Source organism: Ferrovibrio sp. (genome assembly GCF_046297595.1).
Taxonomy (GTDB): Bacteria; Pseudomonadota; Alphaproteobacteria; order Ferrovibrionales; family Ferrovibrionaceae; genus Ferrovibrio.
The window spans coordinates 681,273-708,050 of sequence record NZ_JBKBHT010000001.1; the positions used below are offsets into that span (position 1 = coordinate 681,273).

The window sequence follows — 26,778 nt, forward strand, 5'->3', positions numbered from 1 at the left end:
AGGCGCGGGCTTCTTTTATGGCGCCCCATGGAAAAACGAGTCGTCTTTCACAACCGGTTCCTGCCGTATCTGCTGGTCGCCCCGCAGATCGCGATCACCGTGATCTTCTTCTTCTGGCCCGCCAGTCAGGCTGTCGTGCAGTCGGTGCTGCGCGAGGATGCTTTCGGCACCAGCAGCTACTTCGTCGGGATGGAAAACTTCGCCGCCCTGTTCGAGGACGACTACTACCTGAACTCATTCAAGATCACCGCGCTGTTCAGTACGCTGGTCACCACGCTTGGCCTAAGCATCTCGCTGGTGCTGGCCGTCACAGCCGACCGACTGATCCGCGGTGCGCTCGTCTACAAGACCCTGCTGATCTGGCCCTATGCCGTCGCACCGGCCGTCGCCGGCGCGCTGTGGGGCTTTGTCTTCCTGCCCGGCCCCGGCGTGTTCGCCTGGCTGCTGGCCCAGGCCGGCGTCGACTGGAACTTCCATCTCAATGGTGGACAGGCGATGTTCGTCGTCGTGGTCGCTGCTACCTGGAAGCAGATTTCCTACAATTTCCTGTTCTTCCTTGCTGGCCTGCAGGCGATTCCGAAATCGCTGATCGAGGCAGCTGCCATCGATGGGGCCAAGCCGTTCCGCCGGTTCTGGACGATCATCCTGCCGATGCTGTCGCCGACGCTGTTCTTCCTGATCGTCGTTAACGTGGTCTATGCCTTCTTCGAGACCTTCGGCGTGATCCATTCGCTGACCCGCGGCGGTCCGGCCAAGTCGACCGAAATCCTGGTCTACAAGGTCTGGTATGACGGCTTCGAGGCCCAAGACCTGGGCGGTTCAGCCGCCCAGTCGGTGATCCTGATGGCCATCGTGATCGGCCTGACCGTGGTTCAGTTCCGCTATATCGAACGCAAAGTGCATTACTGATGATCGAGCGTCGTCCCATAGCCGATGCGGTCGGCCACCTGATCATGCTGGCCGCGATCTTCATCGTCGCCTTCCCGATCTATCTCGCGGTGATCGCGGCCTCGCACACGATTCAGGACGTTTCGCAGACACCGATGCCGCTGCTGCCCGGCGCCGAACTGCTGACCAACACCGCCCGAGCCCTGTTCGACGGCCCGCAGCTGGTCGGCGTTAGCGGTGCCACGCCGGCCATCGTGCTGCTGATGAACAGCTTCATCATGGCGATTTCGATCGCGGTGGGCAAAATCATCATCTCGCTGCTGTCGGCCTTCGCCATCGTCTATTTCCGCTTCCCGCTGAAAAATTTCTTCTTCTGGATGATCTTCATCACCCTGATGCTGCCGGTCGAGGTGCGCATCATCCCGACCTACAAGATCGTTGCCGATCTGGGCCTGCTGGATACCTATACCGGCCTGATCCTGCCGCTGATCGCCTCGGCCACCGCCACCTTCCTGTTCCGGCAGTTCTTCATGACCGTGCCGGATGAGCTGGTAGAGGCCGCCCGCATCGACGGCGCCGGCCCGATGCGCTTCTTCAAGGATGTTCTGGTGCCCCTGAGCCGCACCAGTATCGCCGCCATGTTCGTGATCCAGTTCATTTATGGCTGGAACCAGTATCTCTGGCCGCTGCTGATCGCGTCCGACTACAAATACCAGACCATCGTGCTGGCAATCGGCCGCCTGATCCGCGCCCCCGATGCCTTCTATGAGTGGCCGGTGATCATGGGCATGGCCGTACTGGCCCTACTGCCCCCGGTTGCCGTGGTGGTGCTGATGCAGCGCTGGTTCGTTAAAGGTCTTGTTGAAACGGAAAAGTGAGCGCCCGTCATGGCGAAGGTGACGCTGAAAAGCGTGAAAAAGAATTACGGCCCGGTGAAGGCCATCCATGGCGTCGACATGGAGATCAAGGATGGCGAGTTCATCGTCATCGTCGGTCCGTCGGGCTGCGGCAAATCCACCCTGCTGCGCATGATCGCCGGCCTGGAAGCGATCACCGAGGGCGATATTCATATTGGCGACCGCGTGGTCAACAATATCGAACCGGCCGAACGCGATATCGCCATGGTGTTCCAGAACTACGCGCTGTATCCGCATATGAGCGTGTACGAGAACATGTCCTACGGCCTGCGCATCCGGGGCATGAGCAAACACGATATCGAAAAGCGCGTGCAGCGTGCCGCCGAGATTCTGCAGCTGCAGCCCTACCTGCAGCGCAAGCCGCGCGAACTGTCAGGCGGCCAGCGCCAGCGCGTCGCCATGGGTCGCGCCATCGTGCGTGAACCCAGCGTGTTCCTGTTCGACGAGCCGCTGTCGAACCTCGATGCCAAGCTGCGTGTGCAGATGCGACTGGAGATCAAGCGCCTGCATCAGCAGCTAGGCGTCACCTCGATTTACGTGACGCACGACCAGGTCGAGGCCATGACGCTGGCCGACCGGTTGGTGGTGATGAACCAGGGTCGGGCCGACCAGATCGGCTCGCCGCAGGAAGTTTACAACCATCCCGCCACCACCTATGTCGGTGGCTTCATCGGCTCGCCGGCGATGAATTTCATCAAATGCCGGATCGAGGGCAGCCAGGCCAAGCTGGCCGACGCCGTGATCCTGCCGCTGCCGGAAGGCTGGTCGGTGCCGACCGGGGACTACACCCTGGGCATCCGGCCGGAAAACCTGCGCATCGCCCGGGCCGGTGAAACCCCGCATGTGATGCTGGATGTCGACGTCGCCGAGGAACTGGGCGCAGACACCCTGCTGCACGGCAAGATTTCCGGCGAGGAAATCGTGGTGCGTGTTCCCAGCCATGCCGGCTTCCACGACCATTCCCGTCCGGGTCTGGTGGTCGATATCGCGCGACTGCATCTGTTCGACCGCGAGAGCGGCCTGCGCATCGCCACGCCGGCCTGAGGCCTGCCTCAGTATACGTCGATGGTGCCGGTATAACTGTCGGACCGGATCAGGTTGGGCCTGGCCTCTTCCGCCGTGCGGCTCAGCGCGCTGCAACTGTAGGTGACCCGCACCGGCGAGGCCAGGGAACAGGAATACAGGTCCGTCACGTTCCGCTTCAATTGCGGATCGCTGCAATGCCGGCGGACCAGCGCGCGGACCTGCTCCGCCGTGTGCAGGGTGCTGTTGTAGCAGACCGAGAAATACGGCCGGCCGGTCAGCGGGTCGTTGGCCGTCAGGCTGTCACCCCGTTCGTATACACCCTGATCCCCGGGCAGAAAGCGGCCGAGGTAATACGGCTCGGATGCCGTACCCGAGCAGCCGGCCAGCATCGCGGCAAGACTGAGGCCGCTAAGGGCGGTGAATGCAGGGGCGGCACGCATGGCCGCAGTTTGCCGCGCGGCGTCCCGGACCGCAAGGCCGGCTCCTGACAAAGTACGCATGTTTCAGGCATAATCAGGCTGCATATTCGGTCGCCGGCCAACTGGCGCGGGCTTATTCGAGGACAGCATGACCTGGCAAGGCGTACCGGTTGTCGTGACCGGCGGTATGGGATTTATCGGCTCCAATCTGGTGCATCGGTTGGTGGGCATGGGCGCCACGGTCACCGTGATCGACCGCGTTCTGGCACAATATGGCGCCAATCCCTACAACCTGTCGGGCATGGCGCCGCCGGTGCGACTGATCGAGGCCGATATCGGCGACGAAGCAGCGGTGACGCCGGCGCTGGCCGACGCGGCCTGCGTCTTCAACCTGGCGGGCCAGACCTCGCATATGGATTCCATGCAGCAGCCGCTGGAAGACCTGCGGCTGAACCAGGAAGCCAACCTGCGTTTCCTGGAGGCCCTGCGCCGCACCAATCCCACGGCCCGCGTGATCTTCAGCTCGACCCGGCAATTCTACGGTCCGCCGCAATACCTGCCGGTGGACGAGAAGCATCCGATCGCGCCGCCGGATATCAACGGTATCCACAAATATGCCGCCGAGGCCTATCACCTGCTGTTCGCCCGGGTTTACGGCCAGCGCATGACCGCCTTGCGCCTGACCAATGTATTCGGCCCTCGGATGCGCATTCGCGATGCCAAACAGACTTTCCTCGGCATCTGGGTCAAACATGCTCTACATGATACCCGCTTCGAGGTCTGGGGTGGCGAGCAGAAGCGCGACTTCACCTATGTCGAGGACATGGTGGACGCCTTTCTGGCCGCCGCACAGACCGACGCCACCATCGGCCATGTCTACAATATCGGCGGCTGCCCATCGATCTGCCTGCTCGACCTGGCCGACCTGCTAGTACGAACCGCAGGCAGCGGCGGCTATGACCGCCGCGAATTCCCGGCCGATCGCAAGAAGATCGATATCGGCGACTACGTTGCCGATGACAGCGCCTTCCGCACCGCCACTGGCTGGCAGCCGCGCCACAGCCTGGCCGAAGGCCTAACCAAGACTCTGGATTTCTATCGCGCCCATGGGGCGCATTACCTGTGAGCCACAGACGATGATTCCGCAGACCAACCCCAAAGCCGCCTATCTGGCCCAGCGCGACGCCATCGATGCCGCCATCGCCCGCGTGCTGGAAGCCGGCTGGTATATCCAGGGTGAGGAAGTGGCCGCCTTCGAGCGGGAATTCGCCGCCTATACCGGCAGCAAACACGCCGTCGCGGTGGCCAGCGGCACCGACGCCCTGATCGTTGCCCTGCGCGGCATGGGGGTCGGACCAGACGATGCGGTGATCACCGTGTCGCATACGGCCGTCGCCACGGTGGCTGCCATAGAACTGGCCGGCGCCACGCCGGTGCTGGTGGATATCGACGATTACTGGACCATGGCGCCCGCCGCTTTGGAAGCCGTGCTGAAAGGCTGGCCGAAACAGACGCCCAAACCCAAGGCCGTGATCCCGGTACATCTCTACGGCCAGCCGGCCGCCATCACTGATATTGCCACCATCGCAGAGCGGCACGGCCTGATCCTGCTGGAAGACAATGCCCAGGCCCATGGCGCGACACTGAACGGCCGCATGGTCGGTCGCTGGGGCAAGGCCGCGGCCTATAGCCTGTATCCGACCAAAAACCTGGGCGCCATCGGCGATGGCGGCATCATCACTACGGACGACGATGCGCTGGCCGAAACGCTGCGGGCCATGCGCGAGTATGGCTGGCGCGAACGCTATATCAGCGGCATCGCCGGCATGAACAGCCGGCTCGATCCCCTGCAGGCCGCCATCCTGCGCGTCAAGCTCGGCAACCTGCCGGCCGACACGGCGCGGCGCCAGGCCATCGCCGCGCGCTACACTGCCGGCCTGGCCGACCTCGATGGCCTGGGATTGCCGGCCGTGCGACCGGGCGCGTCACCCGTGTACCATCTCTATGTGGTGGATGCCGGCGCACGGCGCGACGAACTGCAGGCGAAACTGAAGGAACGCGGTGTGGGTACGCTGATCCACTACCCGGTGCCGGTGCATCTGCAGCCGGCCTACAAGGGTCGCGTCGCTCTGGGCCCCGGCGGCCTGCCGCGCACCGAACGGGCCGCGAAAAGCGTTCTGAGCTTGCCGCTCTATCCGCAGCTTGGCGACGCCGAGGTGGATACGGTGATCGCGGCCGTGCGGGAGATCTGGGGCTGAGCCGGGTTCAGGCCGCCAATAATCAGGCGGAGCGTGTGATCAGAAAAACCCCGGCGCAGACCAGGGCTATGCCGCCCAGCTTGGCCGGCGTGAGCGCCTCGCCATAGAGCCAGAAACCGAGCAGGGCCACCAGCACGTAGGACAGCGATACGCTGGGGAAGGCGATCGAGACCGGAATTTTGCGCAGGGCCAACATGTAACAGACGGCGGCGGCGAAATAGAGCGCAAGGCCAATGATCGATTGCGGCGAAAGGAATTGCTGCAGCAGCGTCTCGCCGCTGGCACCAGCCTTCAGCAGGATCTGACCAGCGACACCCAGCAGGATGCCCGCGGCCAGGGCAACATAGAACCAGGTCATGATACGCCCTTCTCTTCGCCGGCCCGCGCGTTGCGTTCGACGTCACGGACGATGAATTGCGGTTTCCTGTTCACGGTGAGGAACAGACGGCCGAGATATTCGCCGACCAGGCCGAGCATGATGAGCTGCACACCTGCCAGCAGCAGGATCGCCGCCATCACCGAGGCATAGCCCTGCGGTGTGCGGCCGAACAGCGCCTCGACCAGGATGATGAGGAAAACCAGCAGTCCGAGGCCGGCCATGACAAAGCCGGTGAGCGTACCGATGCGCAGCGGCATGACCGAGAAATTGAGGAACATAGACATGAACAGCCGCACCAGGCGGCGGATCGTGTAATTGCTGCGCCCACCGGCGCGCGGCAGGTGCTGCACCTGCAGTCGGCCGATCTTCTGGGTCACCTGCATGATCAGGCCATCCACATAGGGGAATGGCCCGGTATGGAGCAGGATGTTGCGCGCGGTAAACGCGCTCATGCAGCGGAAACTGGACAGATACAGGCCCTTGGGCTTGTCGAGCAGGAAGTCTGCGCACCAGTTTGTGAACCGGCTGCCCAGGTTGCGCCAGGCGGCATGCTGCTTTTCAGCATAATAGGTGTAGACGACGTCGTAATCGTTATCCCTGGCATATTGCCAGAGCCGTACGACTTCCTCGGGCGGGTTTTGCAGGTCGTCGTCCATGTTGATGATATAGGCGCCGCGCGCGTGGCTCAGGCCGGCCATCACCGCATTATGCTCGCCGAAATTGCGCGCGAGATTCACCACTGTCAGCGCCACCTCGTTGCGGCGGCAGAGCTCGCGGCAGACCTCCAGCGAATTGTCGGGGCTGCAATCGTTGACCAGCACGATCTCATGCCCGCCGGGCACGTCGAGCTTGGCCAGTGCCTCCACCAGAGTCGGCACGCTTTCGGCGCCGTTATAGACCGGCACGACGATGGACAGGGCAAAGGCCGGCGAAAAGCTTTCGGAGACTGTGGCGGCGGGATGGTTCATGACGTACGGGCCTCGACCCAGACCGAACCGCCGAAGGGCAGCCGGAGGCCATGGCGAGCCAGGCGGCGTTCGGCAGCGGTAACAGCTGTGAACAGGCTTTCCTGCCAGGCGGGGAAAGGCCGCACGTCGCTGGCGGCCTCGTCCTGCCCGGCCATCAGCCGGTGCAGCAGCATTAGCGGAAACAGCAGGCTGTTCCAATAGCCGCAGGCGATGCGGCCGAAACCGGCCTCCTGGACCAGTCGACGTGCCTGTCCAGCCGTATAGCGACGGACATTATGGACATGACGGTCATGGGCAGAGGCCAGCCATTGATAGGCCGGCAGGTTGAGCAGCAGCAGCCCATCGGGCTTCAGGCAGCGCCGGAACTCAGCCAGCGCAGCAACCTGGTCGACCCCGGCATGGCACAGCACGTCGGCGCTGACCACCGCGTCGAAGGCCTCGTCGGCAAAAGGCAGCGCGTTCACCGAGCCGGTCCGGACCGGCAGGCCGGTCTTGGCTGCGGCGATGGCTGCGGCCTCGGGGTCGAATTCCAGGCCGAACAAGGCAAGGTCAGGCCTGGCGGCCTTCAGGCGGGCCAACAGCCCACCGGTGCCGCAGCCCGCATCAAGCAGCCGGCTGCCGGCGGGAAGCCCGCCCGTGGCTCCGGCCGGGCCAAGGCGGTCGGCCAGCCCGGCATGGAGGGCGCGGTACCACCACATGGTATCCTCCAGGGTCGCCATCCGGTGGTATTCAGCCCGCTCCATTCGCCCCTGCCGGTTTTCCAATTGCTTTATAGTTAAGCGAATGATTTACCAAGTCGGCCCTAGCATCCGCCAGTCCGGAAATACACCCCTACGCCCATCATGAGCCAGTCTTCCCCGACGACAGAGGCGATCCAGCGCCGCGGCCTGGACTGGCCGCGCCTGCTCCACCTGCTGGTCCTGGCGGTCTGCACGGCCTGGATCGGCGGCTATTTCTTCCCGCCGATCAACCATGACACAGCCGTGCTGCTGTATATCTCGAAGGTCTGGCTGGGCGGCGGCAAGCTTTATGTCGATGCCATCGACATGAACACGCCACTGGTCTTCGTGGTCCATCTGCTGCCGGAGGCGATCGCCAGCGTCACCGGCCTGCCCGGCACCACAGTTCTGATCGCCCTGCTTGGCTTAGGTATTGCCGCCTCCTTCATCACCTGCCGCTGGGTGCTGGCCGCCAGCCTCGATCCCGCCCATGCCACCGCGGATGCCCTGCTGCCCTTGCTGCTGTTGTTCCTGCTGATCGTCTATCCCAACGACATGTTCAGCCAGCGCGAACACATCATGCTGGTGCTGACCATGCCCTACCTGCTGGTGGCCAGCGGGCGCGCCGATGGCGAGGCATTGTCGAACCGTCTGAAGATCGCCACCGGACTGATGGCGGGTTTCGGCTTCGCCATGAAGCCGTATTTCCTCGGGATCCCGCTTTTCGTCGAACTTTATGTCGTCAGCCAGCTTGGCCTGCGCCGCAGCCTGGCCGATCCCGCGCCATGGTCGGTCTTCGCGGTCTGCGTGGCACACGCGCTGTTCGCCGTCATCGTCACGCCGGAATATTTCACCGTCGCCCTGCCGCTGGCCCAGAGCTTCTACAGCGAGGTGAGCCAGAACAGCATCCTCGACCTAGTGCTCAGCGCCAATCTGGGCCCCCCGACCGCCATCCTGCCGCTGCTGGCCATCGCCGCCTTTCTGGCGATGCGCTCGCATCTGGCCCGTGTGATCTGCCTGGCCGGGTTCGGCGGTCTGCTCTCGGGCTACGCCCAGGGCAAGGGCTGGTCCTATCATGCCCTGCCCGCCCAGGCCCTCACCCTGCTGCTGGCCGGCGTGATCATCGCCCATGTGATGGATCATGTGGTGTGGCCGAAACGCGGCGATAGCCGGCCGGCCAAGCTGTTTGCCGCCGCCCTGATGCTTCTGATCTTTTACCAGGAAGGCCTGCACAGTCGACCATTCTTCAAGCAGATCGAATACCCAGAATCCGAATTGAAGCGCCTGATGCATGCGGTGAAGCAAGAACGGCGCAACGACTACATCCTGGTGCTGTCGCCCGGCATCTATCCGCATTTCCCGATGCTGAACTATCTGAACATGCGCATGACTATGCGCTTCGAGAGCATGTGGATGGTGCAGGGTGCCTATGCCGGCTGCGAGGAATTGGCGCCGCTGTACAACCCGCCGGACGCGATGAGCGCCGCCGAATCCTTCGTCTTCCGCAGCGTGGCCGAGGATTTCTATAAGAAGAAACCCTCGTTGCTGATCATCGACAATGTCGCCGGCATTCCGCGCTGCCAGGGCGACACCTTCGATTATCTGGAATATTTCTCGCGCAATCCGCTATTCGCCAAGCGCTTCGAGGATTACGAAAAAGCGCTGGACCTCGGGCGATTCACGATCTATCGCCGCCGCGAAGACGTCAAATAATCAGACGTGGAAACTCTCGCCGCAGCCGCAGCGGCCCTTTTCGTTCGGATTGCGGAACACGAAACCCGATTGCAGCTTGTCTTCCGACCAGTCGATCTCGGTGCCGAAGATATACATCTGCGCCTTGGGCTCGATCAGGATCGTGACACCCTTATCCTCCACCACCTCGTCGAATTTCTCTTTTTCAGTGGCGTACTGGATGTCGTAGGAGAAACCCGAGCAGCCCTTGGTCTTGATCGCGATGCGCAGGCCGATCACCGGCTTGTCGGATTGCGCGATCAGGGCGCGTACGCGCTCCGCCGCCGCATCGGTCAGGGTGACGGGCTTGAAGGCCGGACGGGCCGGCGGGGTTGCCATGTCTGTGCTCGCCATCGCGGGCAGCTCCTTACATAATCCCGAGTTCCAGCCGGGCCGCTTCGGACATATGCTCCGGCGACCACGGCGGATCCCAAACTACATCGACGGTCACCTCGCCGACGCCGTCGATGGAGCGGGTCTTCTGCTCCACCTCGGCAGGCATCGACTGGGCGGCCGGACAATTCGGCGAGGTCAGCGTCATCTCGATCTGGACGTCGCGGGCCTCGTTGACCTCGACCTTGTATATAAGGCCGAGTTCGTAAATGTTAACCGGAATTTCGGGGTCGTAGACGGTTTTCACCGCCTCGACCACCTGCTCCCGCAAGTCTTCCAGGCTGGCAGGGGCATCCTGCTTCTTGGCTTCCGCGCTCATCACCCGAAAATCTCCCTGACGCGCTGCAGACCGGCGCAGAGGGCATCCACCTCCGCCCGGGTATTATACAGACCAAACGAGGCCCGCACCGTGGCCGGCACGCCGAACCGCTCCATCAGCGGATGGGCGCAATGCTGGCCGACGCGCACGGCAATGCCTTCGCGGTCGAGAATGGTGCCTATATCGTGGGGATGGATGCCTTCCAGCACGAAGGAGATCACTCCGGCCTTGTCTTTTGCATTGCCGATGATGCGCAGGCTGTTGATCGCCTGCAGCCTCTCGGTGGCATAGACCAGCAGGTCATGCTCATGGGCCGCGATGGCCTCTAGGCCGATCGACTGCACATACTCGATGGCGGCGCCCAAACCAACGGCTTCGACGAAGGCCGGCGTGCCGGCTTCGAACTTGTGCGGGATGTCGTTGTATTCGGTCTTTTCGAAGGTGACCGACAGGATCATGTCGCCGCCACCCTGCCAGGGCGGCATCGCCTCCAGCAAGGCGGCCTTGGCATAGAGCACGCCGATGCCGGTCGGGCCATAAAGCTTGTGGCCGGTGAAGGCATAGAAATCGACATCCAGCGCCTTCACGTCGACATGCATATGCTGCACGGCCTGGCTGCCGTCGATCAGAACCTTGACGTCCTTCTCGTGCGCCACGCGCACCACGTCGGCCACCGGCACGATGGTGCCCAGCGTGTTGGAGACATGAGTGATCGCCACCAGCTTGGTCCTGGGGCCGATCAGCTTAACGAATTCGTCCCAGATCAGCTCGCCGGCATCGTTCACCGGCGCCACCTTGAGCACGATGCCGATGCGGTCGCGCAAAAGCTGCCACGGCACGATATTGGCGTGATGCTCCATATGCGAGATCAACACCTCGTCGCCGGCCTTCAGGAAAGCCTGACCCCAGCTATAGGCGACCAGATTGATCGCTTCGGTGGCATTGCGGGTGAAGACGATTTCCCGGCTGTCGGGCGTGCCGATGAAACGCGCCACGATATCGCGCGCCTTCTCGAACTGATCGGTGGCCGACTGACTCAGGCTGTAGATACCGCGATGCACGTTGGCATAGGAATGCTCCAGCAGGCGCGTCATGGCATCGATCACCACGCGCGGCTTCTGCGCGCTGGCGCCGCTGTCGAGGAAGACCAGCGGCTTGCCATAGACCTTCTCCGCCAGGATGGGGAAATCGGCGCGGATGCGATCAATGTCGAAACCGGCGGCGGGCTTCACGGCCGCGAGTGCGGTCATGGCCGGCCGCCTTTCTCCTGGGCCAACCAGGCCTCGACGAAGGCCTCGACATGGTCGCGCAACGCGCCTTCCGGCACGGCCGATACGATCTCATAGGCGAAGCCGCTGAGCAGCAGGCGGCGGGCCTCGGCGACGGGAATGCCACGGGCCTGCATGTAGAAAAGCTGCTGCGGGTCCACATCGCCGATGGAGGCGCCGTGGCTGCATTTTACGTCATCGGCCAGGATCTCGAGCTCGGGCTTGGTGTCGATCTGCGCCCGGTCGGCCAGCAGCAGCGTGCGGCTGAGCTGCTGGGCGTCGGTTTTCTGGGCATGCGGGGCGACGCGGATGCCTCCCTGGAACACCGCATGGCCTTGCTCGTCGACCACATGCTTGAACAGCTGGTTGCTGCGGCAGTCGGGCAAAGCGTGATGCAGATGCAGGGTATGATCGATATGCGCCGTGCCGTGCACCAGCACCAGGCCTTGAATATCGACTTCGGCATTGCTGCCGGCGAATTCGACCCGCAATTCATGGCGTGCGATTTTGCCGCCGGCCTGCACCGAGACATGGGCATAGCGGGCATCCGCACCCACCGACACACGGCCGAGGGCCGCGTGATACGTGGCGACAGTCTCACCCTGTAGGCGGATATGCGTAAGCTTCGCGCCCTCGGCCAGTTCGATGCCGGCTACGATGTTGCTCCAGCCGGCCTCGGCCGAACCGGCGTCGCGATAGCTTTCCACCAGCACGACTTCCGACTTTCGGCCCAAGCGCACCATATGCCGCAGGTTGACCAAAGCCGGTGCCCCGAATGCAACCAGTTCGACCGGGCGATCCAGCACCACGCCATCATCGACCTGCAACAGCAGACCGTCGCTGGCGAAGGCGGCATTGAGTTCGGCCAGGGCGGCGGCGCGGTCGTCGCCCGCCGAGGCCAGCACCGCCGGCAGTTCGGCTCCAGACTGACTGAGCGGCAACAGCCGCACCCCCTTGGGCAGGCCGGCCAGCTTCGAGGTCGCCGCGTCAAAATGGCCATTGACGAAAACCAGGCGGAAGGCGTCGGCCCTGAGCGCGGCAGCCTTCAGGCGCGCCGCATCCACGCTGCCTTCATTGGCAGGCTTCGGCGGCACCTGCCGCTCCAGGCCCGTCAGGCTGGTGAATTTCCAGGTTTCCAGCCGCGCGGTCGGCAAGCCATGACGCAGAAAGCTGTCCAGCGCGGCCCGACGACGCGCACTCACCTCGGGCAGGGCGGCGCCGGGCAGGCTGGCCGCCGCGGCCCGGTGGGCGTCGCTGAGACGGTCGATGAAAGACGGAGCGGACATCGGCGATCCCTCAGGCCGCATCCGCGACGATATCGGCATAGCCCTTGGCCTCAAGCTCGAGCGCCAGTTCCTTGCCGCCAGTCTTTATGATCTTGCCCTTGGCCAGCACATGCACAACATCGGGCACGATATAGTCCAGCAGGCGCTGGTAATGCGTGATGACCAGAGCGGAACGTTCCGGACTACGCAGGGCATTCACGCCTTCGGCCACGACCTTCAGCGCATCAATGTCGAGGCCCGAATCCGTCTCGTCCAGGATCATCAGGCTGGGTTCCAGCATTAGCATCTGGAACACCTCGTTGCGCTTCTTTTCGCCGCCCGAGAAGCCGACATTGACGGCGCGCTGCAGGAATTTCTCGTCCATCTGCAGCTGCTTCATCTTAGCCTTGGCGGTCTTGAGGAAGGTCATGGCGTCCATGTCGGCCAGGCCCTTGTGCTTGCGCACCGCATTCACCGCCGAACGCAGGAAAGTGGCATTGGCCACGCCCGGAATTTCGACCGGATACTGGAAGGCCAGGAAGATGCCTTCGCGGGCACGCTCTTCCGGATCCATCTCCAACAGGCTCTGGCCGTTCAGCAGGATGTCGCCCTCCGTGACCTCGTAACCGTCGCGGCCGGCCAGCACATAGGACAGGGTGGATTTGCCCGAGCCGTTCGGGCCCATCACCGCATGAATCTCGCCCGGTTTGATAACCAGGTCGATGCCGTGCAGGATTTCCTTGCCGTCGACTTTGGCGTGCAGGTTCTTGATCTCAAGCATGGGGGCAGGTCCTTGTGTATTCTTTTTTCGCTCAGCCGACCGAGCCTTCGAGGCTGACGCCGAGCAGCTTCTGCGCCTCGACGGCGAATTCCATCGGCAGCTTCTGCAGTACTTCCTTGCAGAAACCGTTGACGATGGTGGAGACGGCATCCTCCTCGGACAGGCCGCGCTGGCGGCAGTAGAAAAGCTGGTCGTCGGAAATCCGCGAGGTGGTGGCCTCGTGCTCGACCTTGGCCGAGCGGTTCTTCACCTCGATGTAGGGAACGGTATGGCCGCCGCAGCGGTCGCCGATCAGCAGGCTGTCGCATTGCGAGTAGTTGCGCGCGCCGGCAGCGCCCGGCATCACGCGCACTAGGCCGCGATAGGTATTCTGCGCCTTGCCGGCCGAGATGCCCTTGGAAATGATGGTCGACTTGGTGTTTTTGCCCAGGTGGATCATCTTGGTACCGGTATCGGCCTGCTGGGCATTATTGGCAACCGCGACGGAATAGAATTCGCCCACGCTGTCGTCGCCCTGCAGGATCACACTGGGATATTTCCAGGTGATGGCCGAGCCGGTTTCCACCTGGGTCCAGGAAATCTTCGACCGCGCGCCACGGCAGGCGCCGCGCTTGGTGACGAAATTGTAGATGCCGCCACGACCTTCCTTGTCGCCGGGATACCAGTTCTGCACAGTGGCGTAGCGGATTTCCGCATCCTCCATGCAGACCAGCTCGACCACGGCGGCATGCAGCTGGTTCTCGTCGCGCATCGGCGCCGTGCAGCCTTCCAGGTACGAGACATAGGCGCCCTTGTCGCAGACGATCAGGGTGCGCTCGAATTGGCCGGTCTTGGCCTCGTTGATGCGGAAATAGGTGGAGAGTTCCATCGGGCAGCGCACGCCCGGCGGCACGTAGACGAAGGAGCCGTCGGAGAACACCGCCGAATTGAGCGTGGCATAGAAATTGTCGGTGATCGGCACCACTGAGCCGAGATATTTCTGCACCAGATCGGGATGCTCGCGCACGGCTTCCGACATCGAGCAGAAGATGATGCCAAGGTCTTTCAGCTTTTCCTTGAAAGTGGTGGCGACCGAGACGCTGTCGAACACGGCATCCACCGCCACGCCAGCCAGGATTTCACGCTCCTTCAGCGGGATTCCCAGCTTCTCGTAGGTGGCGAGCAGCTCTGGATCGACCTCATCGATGCTTTTCAGCGTCTTCTTTTTCGGCGCGGCGTAGTAGTGGATATCCTGGAAGTCGATCTCGGGATAGCTGACCTTGGCCCAGGACGGTTCGCCCTTCTCTTTCGCCATGCGCAGCCAGGCGCGATAGGCCTTCAGTCGCCAGTCGAGCATCCATTGTGGCTCACCCTTCTTGGCCGAGATGAAGCGCACGGTGTCTTCGCTCAGACCCTTGGGCAGGATTTCGGATTCGATGTCGGTGACAAAGCCGTACTTGTATTCGCCGGCCAGGCTTTCGACGGTTTCGATGGTTTGGGCATTGGCAGCCATGGGGCAGCTGTCCTTCGTTACTCGGCGTTGTCGGTCACGCCCGCATCCGCACGCGGCGGATAGGGGCCGAAGAAATCGTAGGGCCGGGCCAGTTCGGCCAGGGTCACGCTTTCCAGCGCGGTGCGGATGGCCGTGTTGATACGGTTGATGCCACGGCGCGACACGCAGAGATTCTCACGGTCGCAGGCGCTGGGCTGGTGGTTGCTGGAGCATTGCGTCAACGCGATAGGGCCATCGAGCGCGGTGACGATGGCAGCCACCGAGACGTCCCCGGGCTTGCCGGCCAGACGATAACCACCGCGGGCGCCGCGCTGAGACGAGAGCAGGCCGGCCCGAGACAGCCTGGCCATGATCTTGGCAACCGTCGGACCCGGCAGGCCGGTAGCCGCGGCCGCGTCGCCGGCGTTATGCACGCCGTCCGGTTCGGCCGCCACATGGGCCATCACCATCACGCCGTAATCGGCCAGGCGGCTCAGACGCAACATGTTGCAAATCCTTCGCAATTACGAAACCAGACCGGATCGGTCTGATTCCCCGGCGGCAAATAAGACCATTCCGGTCTGGTTTGCAAGATGATTTCCGGAAACCGGAAGTCAAGGCGATGTGGGCGGACTTTAAACCCGTTTTAAGGGCTGCCGGTGCAAAGGTTAATATTCCCGGATCTTCGGAGGTGGCAGTGAATCGTAAACAACGGCGGGCACAGGCAAAAATGGCCAGTACACCCAGTCCGGCGGGGGCCCCGCCGGCAACGGGGCAAATGGAAGCCAACCGCCTGAACGATCAGGCGCTGCGGCTGCATGCCGCGGGCCGCACGACAGAGGCGATCCCCCTGCTGCGCCAGGCCATCACCCTGAATGGCCGCCAACCCCTCTATCACAACAATCTGGGCGAATTGCTGCGCCTGAATGGCGATGCCGATGCGGCCCGCGCCAGTCTGGCCCAGGCCATTGCCCTGGCACCGAACTATCCCGAGGCCCATAACAACTACGGCAACCTGATGGGCCAAGTCGGCGACCTGGATGCCGCCGTCAAAGCCTATGAAACCGCGATCCGGCTGAAAGCCGATTACGCCGAGGCCATGAGCAACCTGGGCGCTGCACTGATCAACCGGCATGACCATGCCGGAGCGGTCGCGATCCTGCGGCGGGCCATCGCGCTCAATCCAGGCATCGCCATGTTCCACAAGAATCTTGGCATTGCACTGACAGCATTGGGCGATGTGACCGGCGCCGAAGCCGCCTTCAAGGCTACCTTCGAGGCACCCGTCAAACTGCCGGGCGACAACGTCGAACTGATGATCGCCTTGGGCGACGTGCAGCGCTACAACGGCGATATCGAAACCGCCCTGCACTGGTATCACCGCGCCTGGCAGACCAAGCCCGGCGACGGTGAGGCGCATATGCGCTATGCCGTGGCGTTGATGGTGAAAGGACAGTATCGCGAAGCCTGGCCGCATTTCGCGGCACGCTGGAGCCTGGCCGATACGGAGGTCGACAAGCGCCCCTTCACCCAGCCGTTCTGGCGCGGCGAAAACCTGCCGCCGGATGGCAAGATGCTGCTGTTCACCGAACAGGGCGTGGGCGAGTCGCTGGTGCTGTGGAGCCTGATGCCGGAACTGCAGCAGCGCAGCATCGCGCCGGTGGTGGAATGCGATCCGCGCATGATCCCAATTCTGCAGCGCAGTTTTCCCGGCATCGAGACCTATGCCCGCACCAACCCGCCCCATGCCCGGCTGCGGGAACCCGATCTTGTCGTGCAGGCCACGTTGTTCGACCTGGCCCAGGTTTTCCGGCAATCGCCGGCCGATTGCACCGGTGTGCTGCCGCTGCGGGCCGACATGGCGCGCGCCGAGGCCCTGCGGGCGCGATACCGCGCCGGACACGATGGCCCGCTGGTGGGCCTGGCCTGGCATTCCGCCAATCCGAAACTGGGTGCGCCCAAATCGGCCCAGCTTGCCGATTTCGCGCCGTTCCTCTCCCTGCCCGGCTATCGCTTCATCGACCTGCAATATGGCAACCGCGCAGCCGACCGCGCAGCCCTGAAGACTGCCTGCGGCGCCGAACTGCTGGTCGACGCGGAAATCGACCAGCTCAAGGACCTGGATGCCTTCGCCGCCCAGGTGGCGGCCATGGACATTGTGATCACCACCAGCAACACCACGGCCCACATGGCCGCCGCGCTAGGCAAGCCGACATGGGTGCTGCTGCACAAAGGCATTTCGCCGCACTGGTACTGGGGCCTGGAAGGAGAAACCACGCCCTGGTATCCGACGGCCCGGCTGTGGCGCCAGCCGGCGGCCAATGACTGGCGCGGCCTGGCAGAATCCGTGGCCGCGGAATTGAAGCGGACCCCACTCTCCACTACATCTTAGCGGCCATGGATTCCACGCTACATCCCGCCGCCGAGCCAGCCATCCCGCTGGAAACCGCTTTCCGCGCCGCCATGCGCCGGCTGGCCGCCACCGTGACGGTGATTTCCACCCGTTCCGAAAGCGGCCTGCGCCACGGCATGACGGCCACGGCGGTCACCTCGGTTTCGGCCAATCCGCCTGCCGTACTGGCCTGCGTGAACCGCTCGGCGGCTTTGCATGCCCAGCTCGGCCTCGGCCGGCGGATCTGCATCAACCTGCTGCATTGCAGCCAGCAACGCCTGTCGGAAGTCTTCAGCGGCGCGCTGGATGGCGAGGCGCGGTTCTCGGAAGGGGAATGGCTGAGCGATTCCGACGGCGTGCCCTATCTGGCCGATGCACAGGCAAATATCTTCTGCGAGGTCGAGGCGCTGCATGCCTATGGCACGCATTCGGTCTGCATCGGGCGTGTGGTGCGGGTGGAATGCCGTTCGGATGTGGCGCCGCTGGTCTATCAGGACGGCGCCTACATGTGCACCGGACCGCTGGTAACCCCGCAGGAATAATTTCAGGAATAGAGCGCAACTGTACGCAGCAGGCGGCGGAATTCGTCCACGACCTGGCGTTCCACCGTCTCGTTCAGCGCCACCGCGCTGCGCAGCTTGCGCGGCCGCAGTGGCACCACCTGCGCCGCCGCATAGGCGGCTGGCCTGGTCGCCGGGCTGTCGGGCAGCCGTCGCGGGCGTGGCGGCAAGGGCGTGACCTTGGCGGCAGGCCGCGGGGCAGGTTGGGCCTTGATCTCGGGCAGCAGCGGTCCGAGTTTCAGTTTCGGATGCTGCTTGAAGCCCGCCGAGGCATAGACGGCGATCTGCAGCTTGCCATCGGGCATTTCCTCGATCAGCAGCAGATTGGGAAACCGCGCCGCGAGCAGTGCATAGGTCTCGTCGGCCAGGAAACTCGGCTCGGGAACCGCGCACCAGCGTTTCTGTGCCTCGAAACCCAGCGGCCGGCCATGGGCGCGGTAGAGCCGCTGCATGGCGTCGGTGAAGGGACCATCCTTGTGGAAGACCACCACGATCTGGCGATGCACATCCTGCGGATTGTGGCGACGGCAGACCAGCAGGGCCAGTTCATCGGGCCGCGCACCCAAGGCTGCGGCCGCGCTGAAAAAACCCAGCACGGTACCGGCCGCCCGCACATCCTGGGTCAGGAAGCCGAGGCGGTCGGCATGGGGCAGCGTGCCGATGGGGCTGAAGAAGCGCGGTTGCAACGTCATGCCGATATCCTAGCCGCTTCCCCCGCCCGCGTCTTTGGTTAACCGCCGAACAGGCGGGCGAACCAGCCGTAACGCCAGCCGGCGATACCCACGGCGACTACCAGAGCGAGCAGCAGATACCAGCCCCAGGGCTGCCGCTTCTCGGCGAAGGGATCTGTCAGGGCGCGTTCTGAGCCGGGCGGCAGTTTCGCCAGCTGCGTCAGGCTGCCGCCGAAGGGGATGTTGATGAGCGCGCGTGCGTTCACCGCCCAGCCATTGGCATCCAGCAGCGGGCCGAGATTCCGCTGGCGCAGCTTCATCGCCGCGATCACCATCGAGGGGCCGGAGATCAGCAACAGGACGCCGATGATCGCCAGGGGAATCTGCCACCAGGCCAGATTGAGGAAACCGGTGACCACCGAAGCCAGCGCGGTGCCGATGGCGCCGATGGCGAGGCCAATGGCGGCGAAGATGCCGGCAAATTTGGCGACATCGAAGGCCGGCGGCGGCGGTGCGGCGGCGGCCGGTGCGGCGGGCGCGCCGCCCAGGGCCTGGCTGCCGGTTTCCAGCAGTTTCTGGGTCATCTGCGTTTCGCTCGCCTTGCTGCGTGCGGCAGCGAATTTTTCGATCTGCTCGCCGATGAATTTGCCCACCTTCTTGAACGGCAGCCAGAACGCCTCGCGGATGCTGATCGGATGGCTGACGATCTTGACCACCACGGCATCCCAGTCGCGGCCCTGGCGGTCGTAGAACACACCATTGCGACCGACCATGAGCTGGTCTGCATCGCCGCCGGTGATGGCGGCAGCGATGGTCATCTTCTCGTTGCTGCCACGCCGCACGCAATCGCAATAAAGCAGATAGATGCGGCTGAGCGTGGCCAGCGTGGCATGCCTGGCAGGGTCCTCCACCCGGATGCAGAGGTCGCAGGAACGGCCATCGATATAGAGCGTGCCGACCTGGAAGATCGCCTTGCCGCGCCGCGTGTAGAAATCGCGGAAGGAAATGAAGTTGTTCAGGAGCGGCACCAGGTCGCGCAAGTATCGCGCCAGCGTCTCGACGGCGGCGATAGCCTCGAATTCCGGTGCCAGCGCGGCATCGGCCGCGATCAGCGCCGCCACCTTCTCCTTCACGCCGGATGCAGCGATCTCACGCACCCGGGCGGCACCCAGTTTCTCGACCAGCCCGCTCTGCTTGCGCGCCAGCCAGCCGATGGCCGGGCCGAGACGAGCCTGCAGGTCGCGCCATTCCGCCTCGTTCAGCATCTCGCGCGGACCGAGCAGGGGCAGCACCGTCGCCTCGCGCAGCTTTGCCACCGCATCGGCCCAGGCCGGATTGACGCCGTCCCGCAACGGCAGCGGACGTTCTGCCGCAACGCGCGCCAGTGGGAAGGCTGCGACGGCCGCAGCCCCGGCCGACAGATTGCCATCGGCTATGGCCGCAAAATCCACGGCATCGGCATTTAGCGCGGCACCGGCCTGCGGATCGTAGGCCGCCAGGCGGCAGCGGAAAAAATAATCGTCGGCCTTTGCCGATACTGCCTGCAAGGCCTCGACGGCCGGCAGTGTCGCCTCGCCGAGCGGCAGAATTTCCGGCTTCGCATGGGCCTCGTCCCACCAGGCGAGATAGGCATCGATAGCAGTGAAGAAGGCTTCCGCCTCCTCCTTGCTGATTCCGGTCTCGCCGCCACGATCGGGCCTGGCGCCAGCCAGCGCCATGATCTCCTTGAGTACCGCGACTGTCTCCGGCTCCTTCGCCGCGCCGGGCGGCACGATGCCGTCGCCATTCAGCGTGGTGCCGGCCAGGATGCGCTGCACATCGGCAGCATCCTCGGGCGTGATTGCTGCCGCGCCGGGTCTGCCGATATTGGTGAGAATGCGTTTTGCCGAAGCAAGGATGCGGGCGCCTTCGGCATGGCTGTCGTCGATCAGGGCCAGCGGCAATTCGGCATGGCCGGCGAACAGCGCATCGGCATCGCGCAGCAGACCGCAGACCCAACGCACGGCTTCCAGCAATTCAGGCACACGGATACGGCCATCATGGTCGCTGTCGATCAGGTCGAGCGTGCGACGGTCGAACTCGACGCTGCCGGTGGGGCAACTCAGGGCCAGCCAGAGTTTCTGGTCGAGTTGCGACAGGTGGCGCAGGTCTTCTGCTGTCTCGATGCGCACCTGATCGAAACCGCCGGCACGAAAAAAGCGCCAGCGATGGCGTGGCGATGCGGTGTCGTTGTCCTGGGCTGCCATGGCGTTCCTCATCCTGCGGTGGTCAAGGCGGCCTGCTTGTCCCCCTTTGATAATATTAGCGGCTGTGGGCAGCCCCGACGAGGCCGATCCAGCCGGAACGGGAGACGAACGAAACTAGGGTCTGGCCATGATGGCGCCGAACCTGCTAGCCATGCTGCGGACAGGGGGAGTGGAATCCGATGCTGATCAATTGCGTCGCTTATCGCCAGGGCGAGAAACTGGCCGACCTGCCAATCCAGAAGATCAGCGATTATATCGGCCGGCCCGACACCGTGGTCTGGGTCGCGCTCAAGGACGCCACGCATGACGAGCTGGCCGAGATGCAGACCGAATTCGGCCTGCATGACCTGGCCGTCGAAGATGCCCAGCACGGCCATCAGCGCCCCAAGATCGAGGAATACGGCGATTGCCTGTTTGTGGTGATGCAGCTGCTGACCATCGTGAATGGCGAGCTGGAAGTGGGCGAGGTGGATGTTTTCGTCGGTCGCGACTTCGTGCTGTCGGTGCGCAACCGCAGCAGCCAGACCTTCCTGGGCGTGCGCGACCGCTGCGAACGCGAGCCGGAACTGCTGAAGCTGGGCTCGGGCTTCATCCTCTACGCCCTGATGGATGCGGTGGTGGACCGTTATTTCCCGGTGATCGATGCCTTCGAGACCGAGCTGGAAGAGATCGAAGACCAGATCTTCACCAAGGGCGCGGCAAGGCAGAATATCGAGCGGCTGTATGATCTCAAACGCAAGGTGATGCAGCTCAAGCACGCCGTGGCGCCACTGATGGAAGCGGTTTCCAAGCTGCATGGCGGCCGGGTGCCGCGCGTCTGCGGCAGCATGCAGGAATATTTCCGCGATGTTTCCGATCACCTGGTGCGCATCAACGCCTCGATCGACAGCATCCGCGACACCATCGGCACCGCGATCCAGGTGAACCTCGCCATGGTGACCATCGAGGAAAGCGAAGTGAACAAGCGGTTGGCGGCCTGGGCCGGCATCTTCGCCGTGGCCACCGCCTTCGCCGGCATCTGGGGCATGAATTTCGAATTCATGCCGGAACTGAAATGGCAATATGGCTATCCCGCCGCGTTGCTGGTGATGGGCGGCATCTGCGGCCTGCTCTACTGGCGTTTCAAGAAGAGCGGCTGGCTGTAAGCGGGATTTGATTCGGCAGGTGGAGGAAAAATGGTGGGCGCACCAGGGCTCGAACCTGGGACCCGCTGATTAAGAGTCCTGACAGGGCTACTTTCCCAACCGCTTGACGTTGCTGCGAAGTATTAAGTGCCCCAGCAACTTAGCGCAAGAACAGGATCGCGTTCGTTGTCACTCAAGTTCACTCGCTCTCACCTGTGTCCGACCCGATTTCGGACACAGGACGGACATGGCGCGACAAAAACTGAACGAACAGCTCGTCAAAAAGCTGGCTCCTCCCCAGAAGGGGAACATCCGAATTCACGACACCGACGTGGTCGGCTTCGCGGTCAGGATTACGGCTCAGTGCGCCGTCAGTTTCGTGCTGAACTACACGGTCTCTGGCGTGGAGCGGCGGCTCACACTTGGCAAGTGGCCGGCATGGTCCGTCACGGCTGCCCGAGACGAGGCGAAGAGGCTCCGGCGCCTAATCGACCAGGGCCACGACCCAATGCAGGAGCGAATTGAGCAGCGGGAAGCCGTTACGGTAGCCGAGTTCTGGAAGCGGTACGAAGAGGAGCATGGCCCTAAGCTGGCCGACAAAGGGGCCAAGGATCTGGCCAGGATCGGTTCACAGATCCTGGTCCCACGGCTGGGGACGCGGAAACTCCGCGACATTAAACCGACCGACTGCGACGAGTTGCATCGCTGGGTCAGCCAGAATAAGGGCCAAGTTCGCGCCAATCGCGTCCTTGTCCAGTTGCGACATGCCTTCGGACTGGCGATCCGATGGGGATTGATCGACAAGAATCCCACCATTGGCTTTCACCGCCATGCTGAACGAGGAAAGAACCGCTTTCTCTCAGCAGATGAGCTGAAGCGGCTCAATCCGGTCCTGGACCAGTTCCACAATCAGACTTCAGCGAACGTCATTCGGCTGCTGATTCTAACGGGCGCACGGCGCTCAGAGGTGTTGGGAGCGCGATGGCATGAGTTCGACCTTGAAGCCGGCGTATGGAGCAAACCTCCCACTCGAACCAAGCAAAAGCGGGAGCATCGCGTTCCGTTGTCGGCGCCCGCGGTACAGGTTCTAGCCCGCATGAAGCAGGACCGTACATCGGAGGAGTTTCTGTTCCCGACCACGAAGGGAGACGGCTGGAAGACTGAAATAGATGTCCACTGGCAGGCTATTCGGGAAAAAGCCGGATTAACTGACGTTCGGATGCATGATCTGCGACACAGCTTTGCAAGCTTTGCTGTTTCGAGCGGCTTGTCCTTGCCAGTCATCGGCAGCTTGCTGGGACATAGCCAGGCTGCAACAACGATGCGGTACGCCCATCTGCATGACACTGCGCTGCGCGCTGCCGTCAATGTGGTAGGGCGTCAAGTCGTAAATCGCAAGATCACACGTAAGTAAATTGAGATGAACCGGATTTCACCAAAGCTCAACGATACGATTTTCGCCCTCGTTCAGAGGCCCTAACGTTCAGCCATCGCAATCAGTCAAGGAGCCTCTGCGATGGACAAACTGAACTACTACTCCGCCGACGAACTGGCCCACCTTCTTGGCGTGAGCCTCTGCACGCTATGGCGTTGGCATGCGCGGCGCATTGGCCCCGCCCGTACCAAGGCCGGGCGACAGGTCTTCTACCGGCGCGAAGCAGTGGAAACCTGGCTGAAGCGCAACGAAACGGCAGAGGTGCGTTGATGCCGACATGCCTTGAGTTCATCGCGAAACTACGGCTGAACCAAATTCCAGGTCATATTGTCGGCTTAGAACTACCTTCCAAGACTACTTTTTCGTTTCCCTCTAACGAACTCAATCGGCTCGCCGAACGCGCAGAAGCCGTTGGGCTTACGTCCCAGATCTACTACGCGCCCGGAATCCAAGCTGTAGCTCCGGGACCGAGGCAGCGGGGAGGCTCAGCAAGCGTCTGCGGAATTCCGGGGTTCTGGTGGGATGGCGATATTCTTGGTCCCGGGCACAAGCAAACGGCTTTGCCGACTGAGAAGCAGATAAAAGGCTTCATTATCTCTCTGCCGATGAAGCCGTCTGCGGTCGTATGGACTGGGGGCGGAGTCCATTGTTACTGGTTATTTGAAAAGCCGTGGGTATTCAGCGATGAAGCAGACCGCCAAAAGGCTGCCGCCATGCTGGCTGGGTGGCAGCGTCGCATCATCGAACTGGGAAGTCGGCACGGCTGGAAATTTGATTTCACCGGCGACCTGGCGCGAGTTCTGCGGTTACCTGGAACTTGGAATTTGAAGATTCCGGGCCAACCCCGTCCTGTGACTGTTGAATACTGGAGCGACGAAAATGCGCTACAGCATTGAGCAGTTTGTGCCCCATCTCGCGGCCTCAGAAACTCCGAAGCGGAAACAGACGGGTAAAGCTCAGCACACCGAAAGGCGCGGGCCTGACGACGGCCAATCAGCCAAAGGATTGGAGCACTGTGCCTACATCAAACGAGTTTGCATCGACGGCGCAGCAAGCCTTACTGAACCAGGCTGGAAAGCTTTGGCTACGCTCTTGTCCAAGTGTGACGACGGCCGAGAGTTCATGCATAAATGGTCGGCTCCATACTCAGGGTACGACCCCGAAGAAACGGACGCCAAGTTCGATCACGCCGCCAAGTATGGCCCGGCTACCTGCAAGCGGATTGCGGACGAGCTGGGCGGTACAGAACACTGCGCAGGTTGTCCCTACGCAGGGAAGATTCGCTCCCCAATCCAACTCACTGATCCAGTTGTGCGGTTGAGTTGCCGCTTTGCTTACGTCATTTCGACAGGGGAGTTTGTCGAGCTATGAGCAAACTTCGACTATCGAAAGAGCAGTTCGGCGACCTGTTTTCCGGAGAGATCAAAAACAGTGCCGCCCCAAAAAAGCTCTTGAACTATGACAGGGTAATTCGGGCCATCGATTTCGTGTGTGAGCCGGGAATGAGTAGAATCGTTGAACGCCCTGATGGCACCTACATCAACAACTGGGTAAATGATGGAGCTGCGCCGGTCGAGGGCGATCCGTCAATGGGCTTGCAGCATATTGAATACCTCGTTCCCGATGCGTCTTATCGCAGATATCTGATCCAAGCTCTTGCGTACTTGATCCAGAATCCCGGCAAGCGGCTCCGCTTTGTAATCCTCATTACCGGCAAGCCGGGAACTGGAAAATCCCTGCTCGGTCGGTTGATGAAGTTGATCATTGGTCCGAGCAACTGCCGCGAAGTCTCAACCGAAGAACTGCGCTCCGGGTTTCAAGATTATATCGAGGGCGTATTGCTCTTGATTGTCGAAGAACTTATGGCAGCAGGGCGCCTCGAACTCGGCAACACGCTGAAGTCCCAGATCACGGCTGACGAGCAATGGGTGAACATTAAAAATCAGCGTCCGCGTAGAGTAAAAGTTCTATTTAGTGGCCTTGCGTTCTCGAATCACAGACATGCCATCCACGTTGAGCCAGGCGACCGTCGATGGTTTGTGATCGACAGCCCTGCGGAACCAAAGGAGCCGGCCTACTACACCGTCCTAGCCGATTGGATTGAACAGAATGCCGGTGTCTTCCGGCGACACCTCGAAACCGTAGATCTGACGGGCTTCAATCCGGCAGCACCGCCCCCAATGACAAATGCAAAGGCGGAAATGATCGAGGACAGCCGAACGCCTATGGAGTGGGCCATCCGCCACATGCTGACTGAGGGTGTGTCTCCCCTCGACGGTGATGTCGTCACCCTGGAGGCCGTCCTACAGGCTGTGCGGCAGGACGTGCCCAGGGCAACCACCCAGGCGGTTTTGGGCGTCCTGAAGGGCCTGGGAGCGGCGAAGCTACCCCGCATCCGGCTGGGCCAAGGAATCCAGGTTAGCCCCTGGGCGATCCGGCGCCCAGAACTGTGGCTCCAAGCCACGCCGGAAGCCATCCGGGAGGCCCTACAGGGGCAACGGAGGGTCGCCTGATGACATACAGGCTGGAAAGATGGGATGACGCCCCGCCCCTCGTACAGGTGAGTGAGTGTGCAGGGTGTCAAAACCTCTTCCCTAATTTCTCTCTATCCCACCTCTCACGCTCCTACTTCCTATTCCATTTTTTCTCTCGCGTAGTTTTTTGGGGATGCACACCTGCACACTCACTCACCCCTGAATGGGGTTGTTATTACGACGTTAAGAAATTCCGGGCGGGCCGATGAACAAGAAAATGGTCCCTATCGCCCTTCGGAACCTGAATCGAGATTTCTCGCCCTGGTGCTGGATTACCAGCTTCGAGTTGTCGGCAATGACTGACCGCAGCCTGGTCAGTCTTCGCAACTGGCGCCTAAGAGGCACTGGGCCGGAATGGTCCCGAGATCAGAAAGGGAAGGTTTGGTATCGGCTGGCTGATGTTTTGAGTTGGGCGAGCGATGGCCAGAAAACACCCGATGAAATTATCGATGACTTCCTGCACCGCTCACCCGAGTTCGCCGAACTAACCGAGGGACTTGGAAAAGAACATATGATGGCATCGCATCGTAAATGGCTTGGGCGCCCAGATCCGGATCTGGTGCCTCCCTCTCAGAAGTTCGCCCTCAAGTCGTGCTCCCCTATCCGCATGGAGAATCCCTGATGTACATGAACCCAACGACATGGCCTGCCGAGACTTTAAAAGCTTTCAATTTCAAAGCTTCAAGCCCTTTAATACCCGTGGCCGAGAGCTACCAAGCCGATAACTATGACACTTGGGCCAAATGCCCTCGTTGCGGGCGGTATCACCTGCATACCGCTGAGGAATACACACAAGGATTACTTGCAGCAAAGTGCGAAGCTGACGATCCGCTCATCAACCCTAAAATTCCTCCATTCTATTTCATCCACATCGAGGGGCTTGCCACATCTGCCGATGTGGCCCGCTTCCTGAAATTCACAGCCAAGCGCAAACGCGAAAGCGATGCCGGTCGAAAGTCGCTCGCCAAGCAAGAAGCCTTCCGGCTGAAGATCGAAGCCAGCAGGAGGAAGTGA

The 26,778-nt window shown here is 62.3% G+C and carries 29 protein-coding genes; 16 read left to right on the plus strand and 13 right to left on the minus strand.

The window, feature by feature from the left end:
* The first annotated feature begins 27 nt into the window (after positions 1-27).
* Genes ugpA through ACK4FJ_RS03455 form a run of 3 tightly spaced genes read left to right on the plus strand, consistent with a single transcriptional unit; the run spans position 28 to position 2,849 of the window.
* Positions 28-909, plus strand: a complete 882-nt coding sequence (gene ugpA, locus ACK4FJ_RS03445) for a sn-glycerol-3-phosphate ABC transporter permease UgpA (RefSeq protein ID WP_409764067.1) — start codon at positions 28-30, stop codon at positions 907-909.
* Entirely contained in the window at positions 909-1,766 is an 858-nt protein-coding gene (ugpE, locus tag ACK4FJ_RS03450; protein WP_409764070.1) for a sn-glycerol-3-phosphate ABC transporter permease UgpE, read from the plus strand. Before ugpA ends, ugpE begins: the two co-directional genes overlap by 1 nt.
* Positions 1,767-1,775: 9 nt before the next feature.
* The gene (locus ACK4FJ_RS03455) at positions 1,776-2,849 is read left to right on the plus strand and encodes a sn-glycerol-3-phosphate import ATP-binding protein UgpC (RefSeq protein ID WP_409764073.1); all 1,074 of its coding nucleotides are present in this window, start codon (positions 1,776-1,778) and stop codon (positions 2,847-2,849) included.
* Positions 2,850-2,857: 8 nt separating this feature from the next.
* Here the strand turns inward: ACK4FJ_RS03455 and ACK4FJ_RS03460 are convergent, their stop codons facing one another.
* The gene (locus ACK4FJ_RS03460) at positions 2,858-3,271 is read right to left on the minus strand and encodes a hypothetical protein (RefSeq protein ID WP_409764076.1); all 414 of its coding nucleotides are present in this window, start codon (positions 3,269-3,271) and stop codon (positions 2,858-2,860) included.
* A gap of 127 nt (positions 3,272-3,398) precedes the next feature.
* Between ACK4FJ_RS03460 and ACK4FJ_RS03465 the strand changes: the two genes are divergently transcribed.
* Both ACK4FJ_RS03465 and ACK4FJ_RS03470 read left to right on the plus strand, forming a co-directional pair.
* Positions 3,399-4,376 (plus strand): NAD-dependent epimerase/dehydratase family protein, encoded by a 978-nt coding sequence (locus ACK4FJ_RS03465; RefSeq protein WP_409764079.1) that lies wholly within the window; start codon positions 3,399-3,401, stop codon positions 4,374-4,376.
* Between the two features lie 10 nt (positions 4,377-4,386).
* The gene (locus ACK4FJ_RS03470) at positions 4,387-5,508 is read left to right on the plus strand and encodes a DegT/DnrJ/EryC1/StrS family aminotransferase (protein ID WP_409764082.1); all 1,122 of its coding nucleotides are present in this window, start codon (positions 4,387-4,389) and stop codon (positions 5,506-5,508) included.
* Positions 5,509-5,530: 22 nt separating this feature from the next.
* On the opposite strand, the gene ACK4FJ_RS03475 is transcribed toward ACK4FJ_RS03470, so the two are convergent.
* The 3 genes from ACK4FJ_RS03475 to ACK4FJ_RS03485 are packed head-to-tail and all read right to left on the minus strand — an operon-like array spanning position 5,531 to position 7,574.
* A complete protein-coding gene (locus ACK4FJ_RS03475; protein WP_409764085.1) occupies positions 5,531-5,866 on the minus strand; it encodes a DMT family transporter in 336 nt (111 codons plus the stop codon).
* Positions 5,863-6,855, minus strand: coding sequence for a glycosyltransferase family 2 protein (locus ACK4FJ_RS03480; RefSeq protein WP_409764088.1), 993 nt, complete (start codon positions 6,853-6,855; stop codon positions 5,863-5,865). The genes ACK4FJ_RS03475 and ACK4FJ_RS03480 overlap by 4 nt, the downstream gene beginning before the upstream one ends.
* Positions 6,852-7,574, minus strand: a complete 723-nt coding sequence (locus tag ACK4FJ_RS03485; protein ID WP_409764091.1) for a class I SAM-dependent methyltransferase — start codon at positions 7,572-7,574, stop codon at positions 6,852-6,854. Before ACK4FJ_RS03485 ends, ACK4FJ_RS03480 begins: the two co-directional genes overlap by 4 nt.
* Before the next feature lie 123 nt (positions 7,575-7,697).
* Here ACK4FJ_RS03485 and ACK4FJ_RS03490 point away from each other — a divergent pair, with 123 nt between their 5' ends.
* Positions 7,698-9,287, plus strand: coding sequence for a hypothetical protein (locus tag ACK4FJ_RS03490; protein WP_409764094.1), 1,590 nt, complete (start codon positions 7,698-7,700; stop codon positions 9,285-9,287).
* On the opposite strand, the gene ACK4FJ_RS03495 is transcribed toward ACK4FJ_RS03490, so the two are convergent.
* From ACK4FJ_RS03495 to ACK4FJ_RS03525, 7 genes are read right to left on the minus strand one after another with little or no spacing between them, the layout of a single operon-like run.
* The gene (locus ACK4FJ_RS03495) at positions 9,288-9,659 is read right to left on the minus strand and encodes a HesB/IscA family protein (protein WP_409764097.1); all 372 of its coding nucleotides are present in this window, start codon (positions 9,657-9,659) and stop codon (positions 9,288-9,290) included.
* A gap of 13 nt (positions 9,660-9,672) precedes the next feature.
* Entirely contained in the window at positions 9,673-10,017 is a 345-nt protein-coding gene (locus ACK4FJ_RS03500) for an SUF system Fe-S cluster assembly protein (protein WP_409764100.1), read from the minus strand.
* Positions 10,017-11,267, minus strand: coding sequence for a SufS family cysteine desulfurase (locus tag ACK4FJ_RS03505; RefSeq protein WP_409764103.1), 1,251 nt, complete (start codon positions 11,265-11,267; stop codon positions 10,017-10,019). Before ACK4FJ_RS03505 ends, ACK4FJ_RS03500 begins: the two co-directional genes overlap by 1 nt.
* Positions 11,264-12,571 carry a Fe-S cluster assembly protein SufD gene (sufD, locus tag ACK4FJ_RS03510; RefSeq protein WP_409764106.1) on the minus strand — a complete coding sequence of 436 codons (1,308 nt, stop codon included), beginning with the start codon at positions 12,569-12,571 and terminating at the stop codon, positions 11,264-11,266. The genes ACK4FJ_RS03505 and sufD overlap by 4 nt, the downstream gene beginning before the upstream one ends.
* Before the next feature lie 10 nt (positions 12,572-12,581).
* Positions 12,582-13,331: a Fe-S cluster assembly ATPase SufC gene (gene sufC / locus ACK4FJ_RS03515; RefSeq protein WP_409764108.1), complete on the minus strand. Its 750-nt coding sequence runs from the start codon at positions 13,329-13,331 to the stop codon at positions 12,582-12,584.
* Positions 13,332-13,362: 31 nt separating this feature from the next.
* Complete coding sequence (gene sufB, locus ACK4FJ_RS03520; RefSeq protein ID WP_409764111.1) at positions 13,363-14,823, minus strand: Fe-S cluster assembly protein SufB; 1,461 nt, start codon at positions 14,821-14,823, stop codon at positions 13,363-13,365.
* Positions 14,824-14,840: 17 nt separating this feature from the next.
* A complete protein-coding gene (locus tag ACK4FJ_RS03525) occupies positions 14,841-15,308 on the minus strand; it encodes an SUF system Fe-S cluster assembly regulator (protein WP_409764114.1) in 468 nt (155 codons plus the stop codon).
* 272 nt (positions 15,309-15,580) lie between these two features.
* On the opposite strand from ACK4FJ_RS03525, the gene ACK4FJ_RS03530 reads away from it, so the two are divergent.
* Entirely contained in the window at positions 15,581-17,194 is a 1,614-nt protein-coding gene (locus ACK4FJ_RS03530) for a tetratricopeptide repeat protein (RefSeq protein ID WP_409764117.1), read from the plus strand.
* 5 nt (positions 17,195-17,199) lie between these two features.
* The gene (locus tag ACK4FJ_RS03535) at positions 17,200-17,736 is read left to right on the plus strand and encodes a flavin reductase family protein (RefSeq protein ID WP_409764120.1); all 537 of its coding nucleotides are present in this window, start codon (positions 17,200-17,202) and stop codon (positions 17,734-17,736) included.
* A 2-nt stretch (positions 17,737-17,738) separates the two neighbouring features.
* On the opposite strand, the gene ACK4FJ_RS03540 is transcribed toward ACK4FJ_RS03535, so the two are convergent.
* Together ACK4FJ_RS03540 and ACK4FJ_RS03545 are read right to left on the minus strand one after the other, a co-directional pair.
* Positions 17,739-18,446 (minus strand): hypothetical protein, encoded by a 708-nt coding sequence (locus tag ACK4FJ_RS03540; RefSeq protein WP_409764123.1) that lies wholly within the window; start codon positions 18,444-18,446, stop codon positions 17,739-17,741.
* A gap of 38 nt (positions 18,447-18,484) precedes the next feature.
* On the minus strand, positions 18,485-20,671 hold the full coding sequence (locus tag ACK4FJ_RS03545) for a hypothetical protein (RefSeq protein WP_409764126.1): 2,187 nt from the start codon (positions 20,669-20,671) through the stop codon (positions 18,485-18,487).
* 179 nt (positions 20,672-20,850) lie between these two features.
* Here ACK4FJ_RS03545 and corA point away from each other — a divergent pair, with 179 nt between their 5' ends.
* From corA to ACK4FJ_RS03585, 8 genes are all read left to right on the plus strand, one after another.
* Entirely contained in the window at positions 20,851-21,816 is a 966-nt protein-coding gene (corA, locus tag ACK4FJ_RS03550; protein ID WP_409764129.1) for a magnesium/cobalt transporter CorA, read from the plus strand.
* A 226-nt stretch (positions 21,817-22,042) separates the two neighbouring features.
* Positions 22,043-23,209 (plus strand): tyrosine-type recombinase/integrase, encoded by a 1,167-nt coding sequence (locus tag ACK4FJ_RS03555; RefSeq protein WP_409764132.1) that lies wholly within the window; start codon positions 22,043-22,045, stop codon positions 23,207-23,209.
* A gap of 102 nt (positions 23,210-23,311) precedes the next feature.
* Positions 23,312-23,500 carry a helix-turn-helix transcriptional regulator gene (locus ACK4FJ_RS03560; protein WP_409764135.1) on the plus strand — a complete coding sequence of 63 codons (189 nt, stop codon included), beginning with the start codon at positions 23,312-23,314 and terminating at the stop codon, positions 23,498-23,500.
* Complete coding sequence (locus ACK4FJ_RS03565) at positions 23,500-24,126, plus strand: hypothetical protein (protein ID WP_409764138.1); 627 nt, start codon at positions 23,500-23,502, stop codon at positions 24,124-24,126. The genes ACK4FJ_RS03560 and ACK4FJ_RS03565 overlap by 1 nt, the downstream gene beginning before the upstream one ends.
* Positions 24,110-24,601 carry a hypothetical protein gene (locus ACK4FJ_RS03570; RefSeq protein ID WP_409764141.1) on the plus strand — a complete coding sequence of 164 codons (492 nt, stop codon included), beginning with the start codon at positions 24,110-24,112 and terminating at the stop codon, positions 24,599-24,601. Before ACK4FJ_RS03565 ends, ACK4FJ_RS03570 begins: the two co-directional genes overlap by 17 nt.
* Positions 24,598-25,743, plus strand: a complete 1,146-nt coding sequence (locus tag ACK4FJ_RS03575; protein WP_409764144.1) for a primase-helicase family protein — start codon at positions 24,598-24,600, stop codon at positions 25,741-25,743. Before ACK4FJ_RS03570 ends, ACK4FJ_RS03575 begins: the two co-directional genes overlap by 4 nt.
* Positions 25,744-25,969: 226 nt before the next feature.
* The gene (locus ACK4FJ_RS03580; protein WP_409764146.1) at positions 25,970-26,386 is read left to right on the plus strand and encodes a hypothetical protein; all 417 of its coding nucleotides are present in this window, start codon (positions 25,970-25,972) and stop codon (positions 26,384-26,386) included.
* Entirely contained in the window at positions 26,386-26,778 is a 393-nt protein-coding gene (locus ACK4FJ_RS03585) for a hypothetical protein (RefSeq protein WP_409764149.1), read from the plus strand. Before ACK4FJ_RS03580 ends, ACK4FJ_RS03585 begins: the two co-directional genes overlap by 1 nt.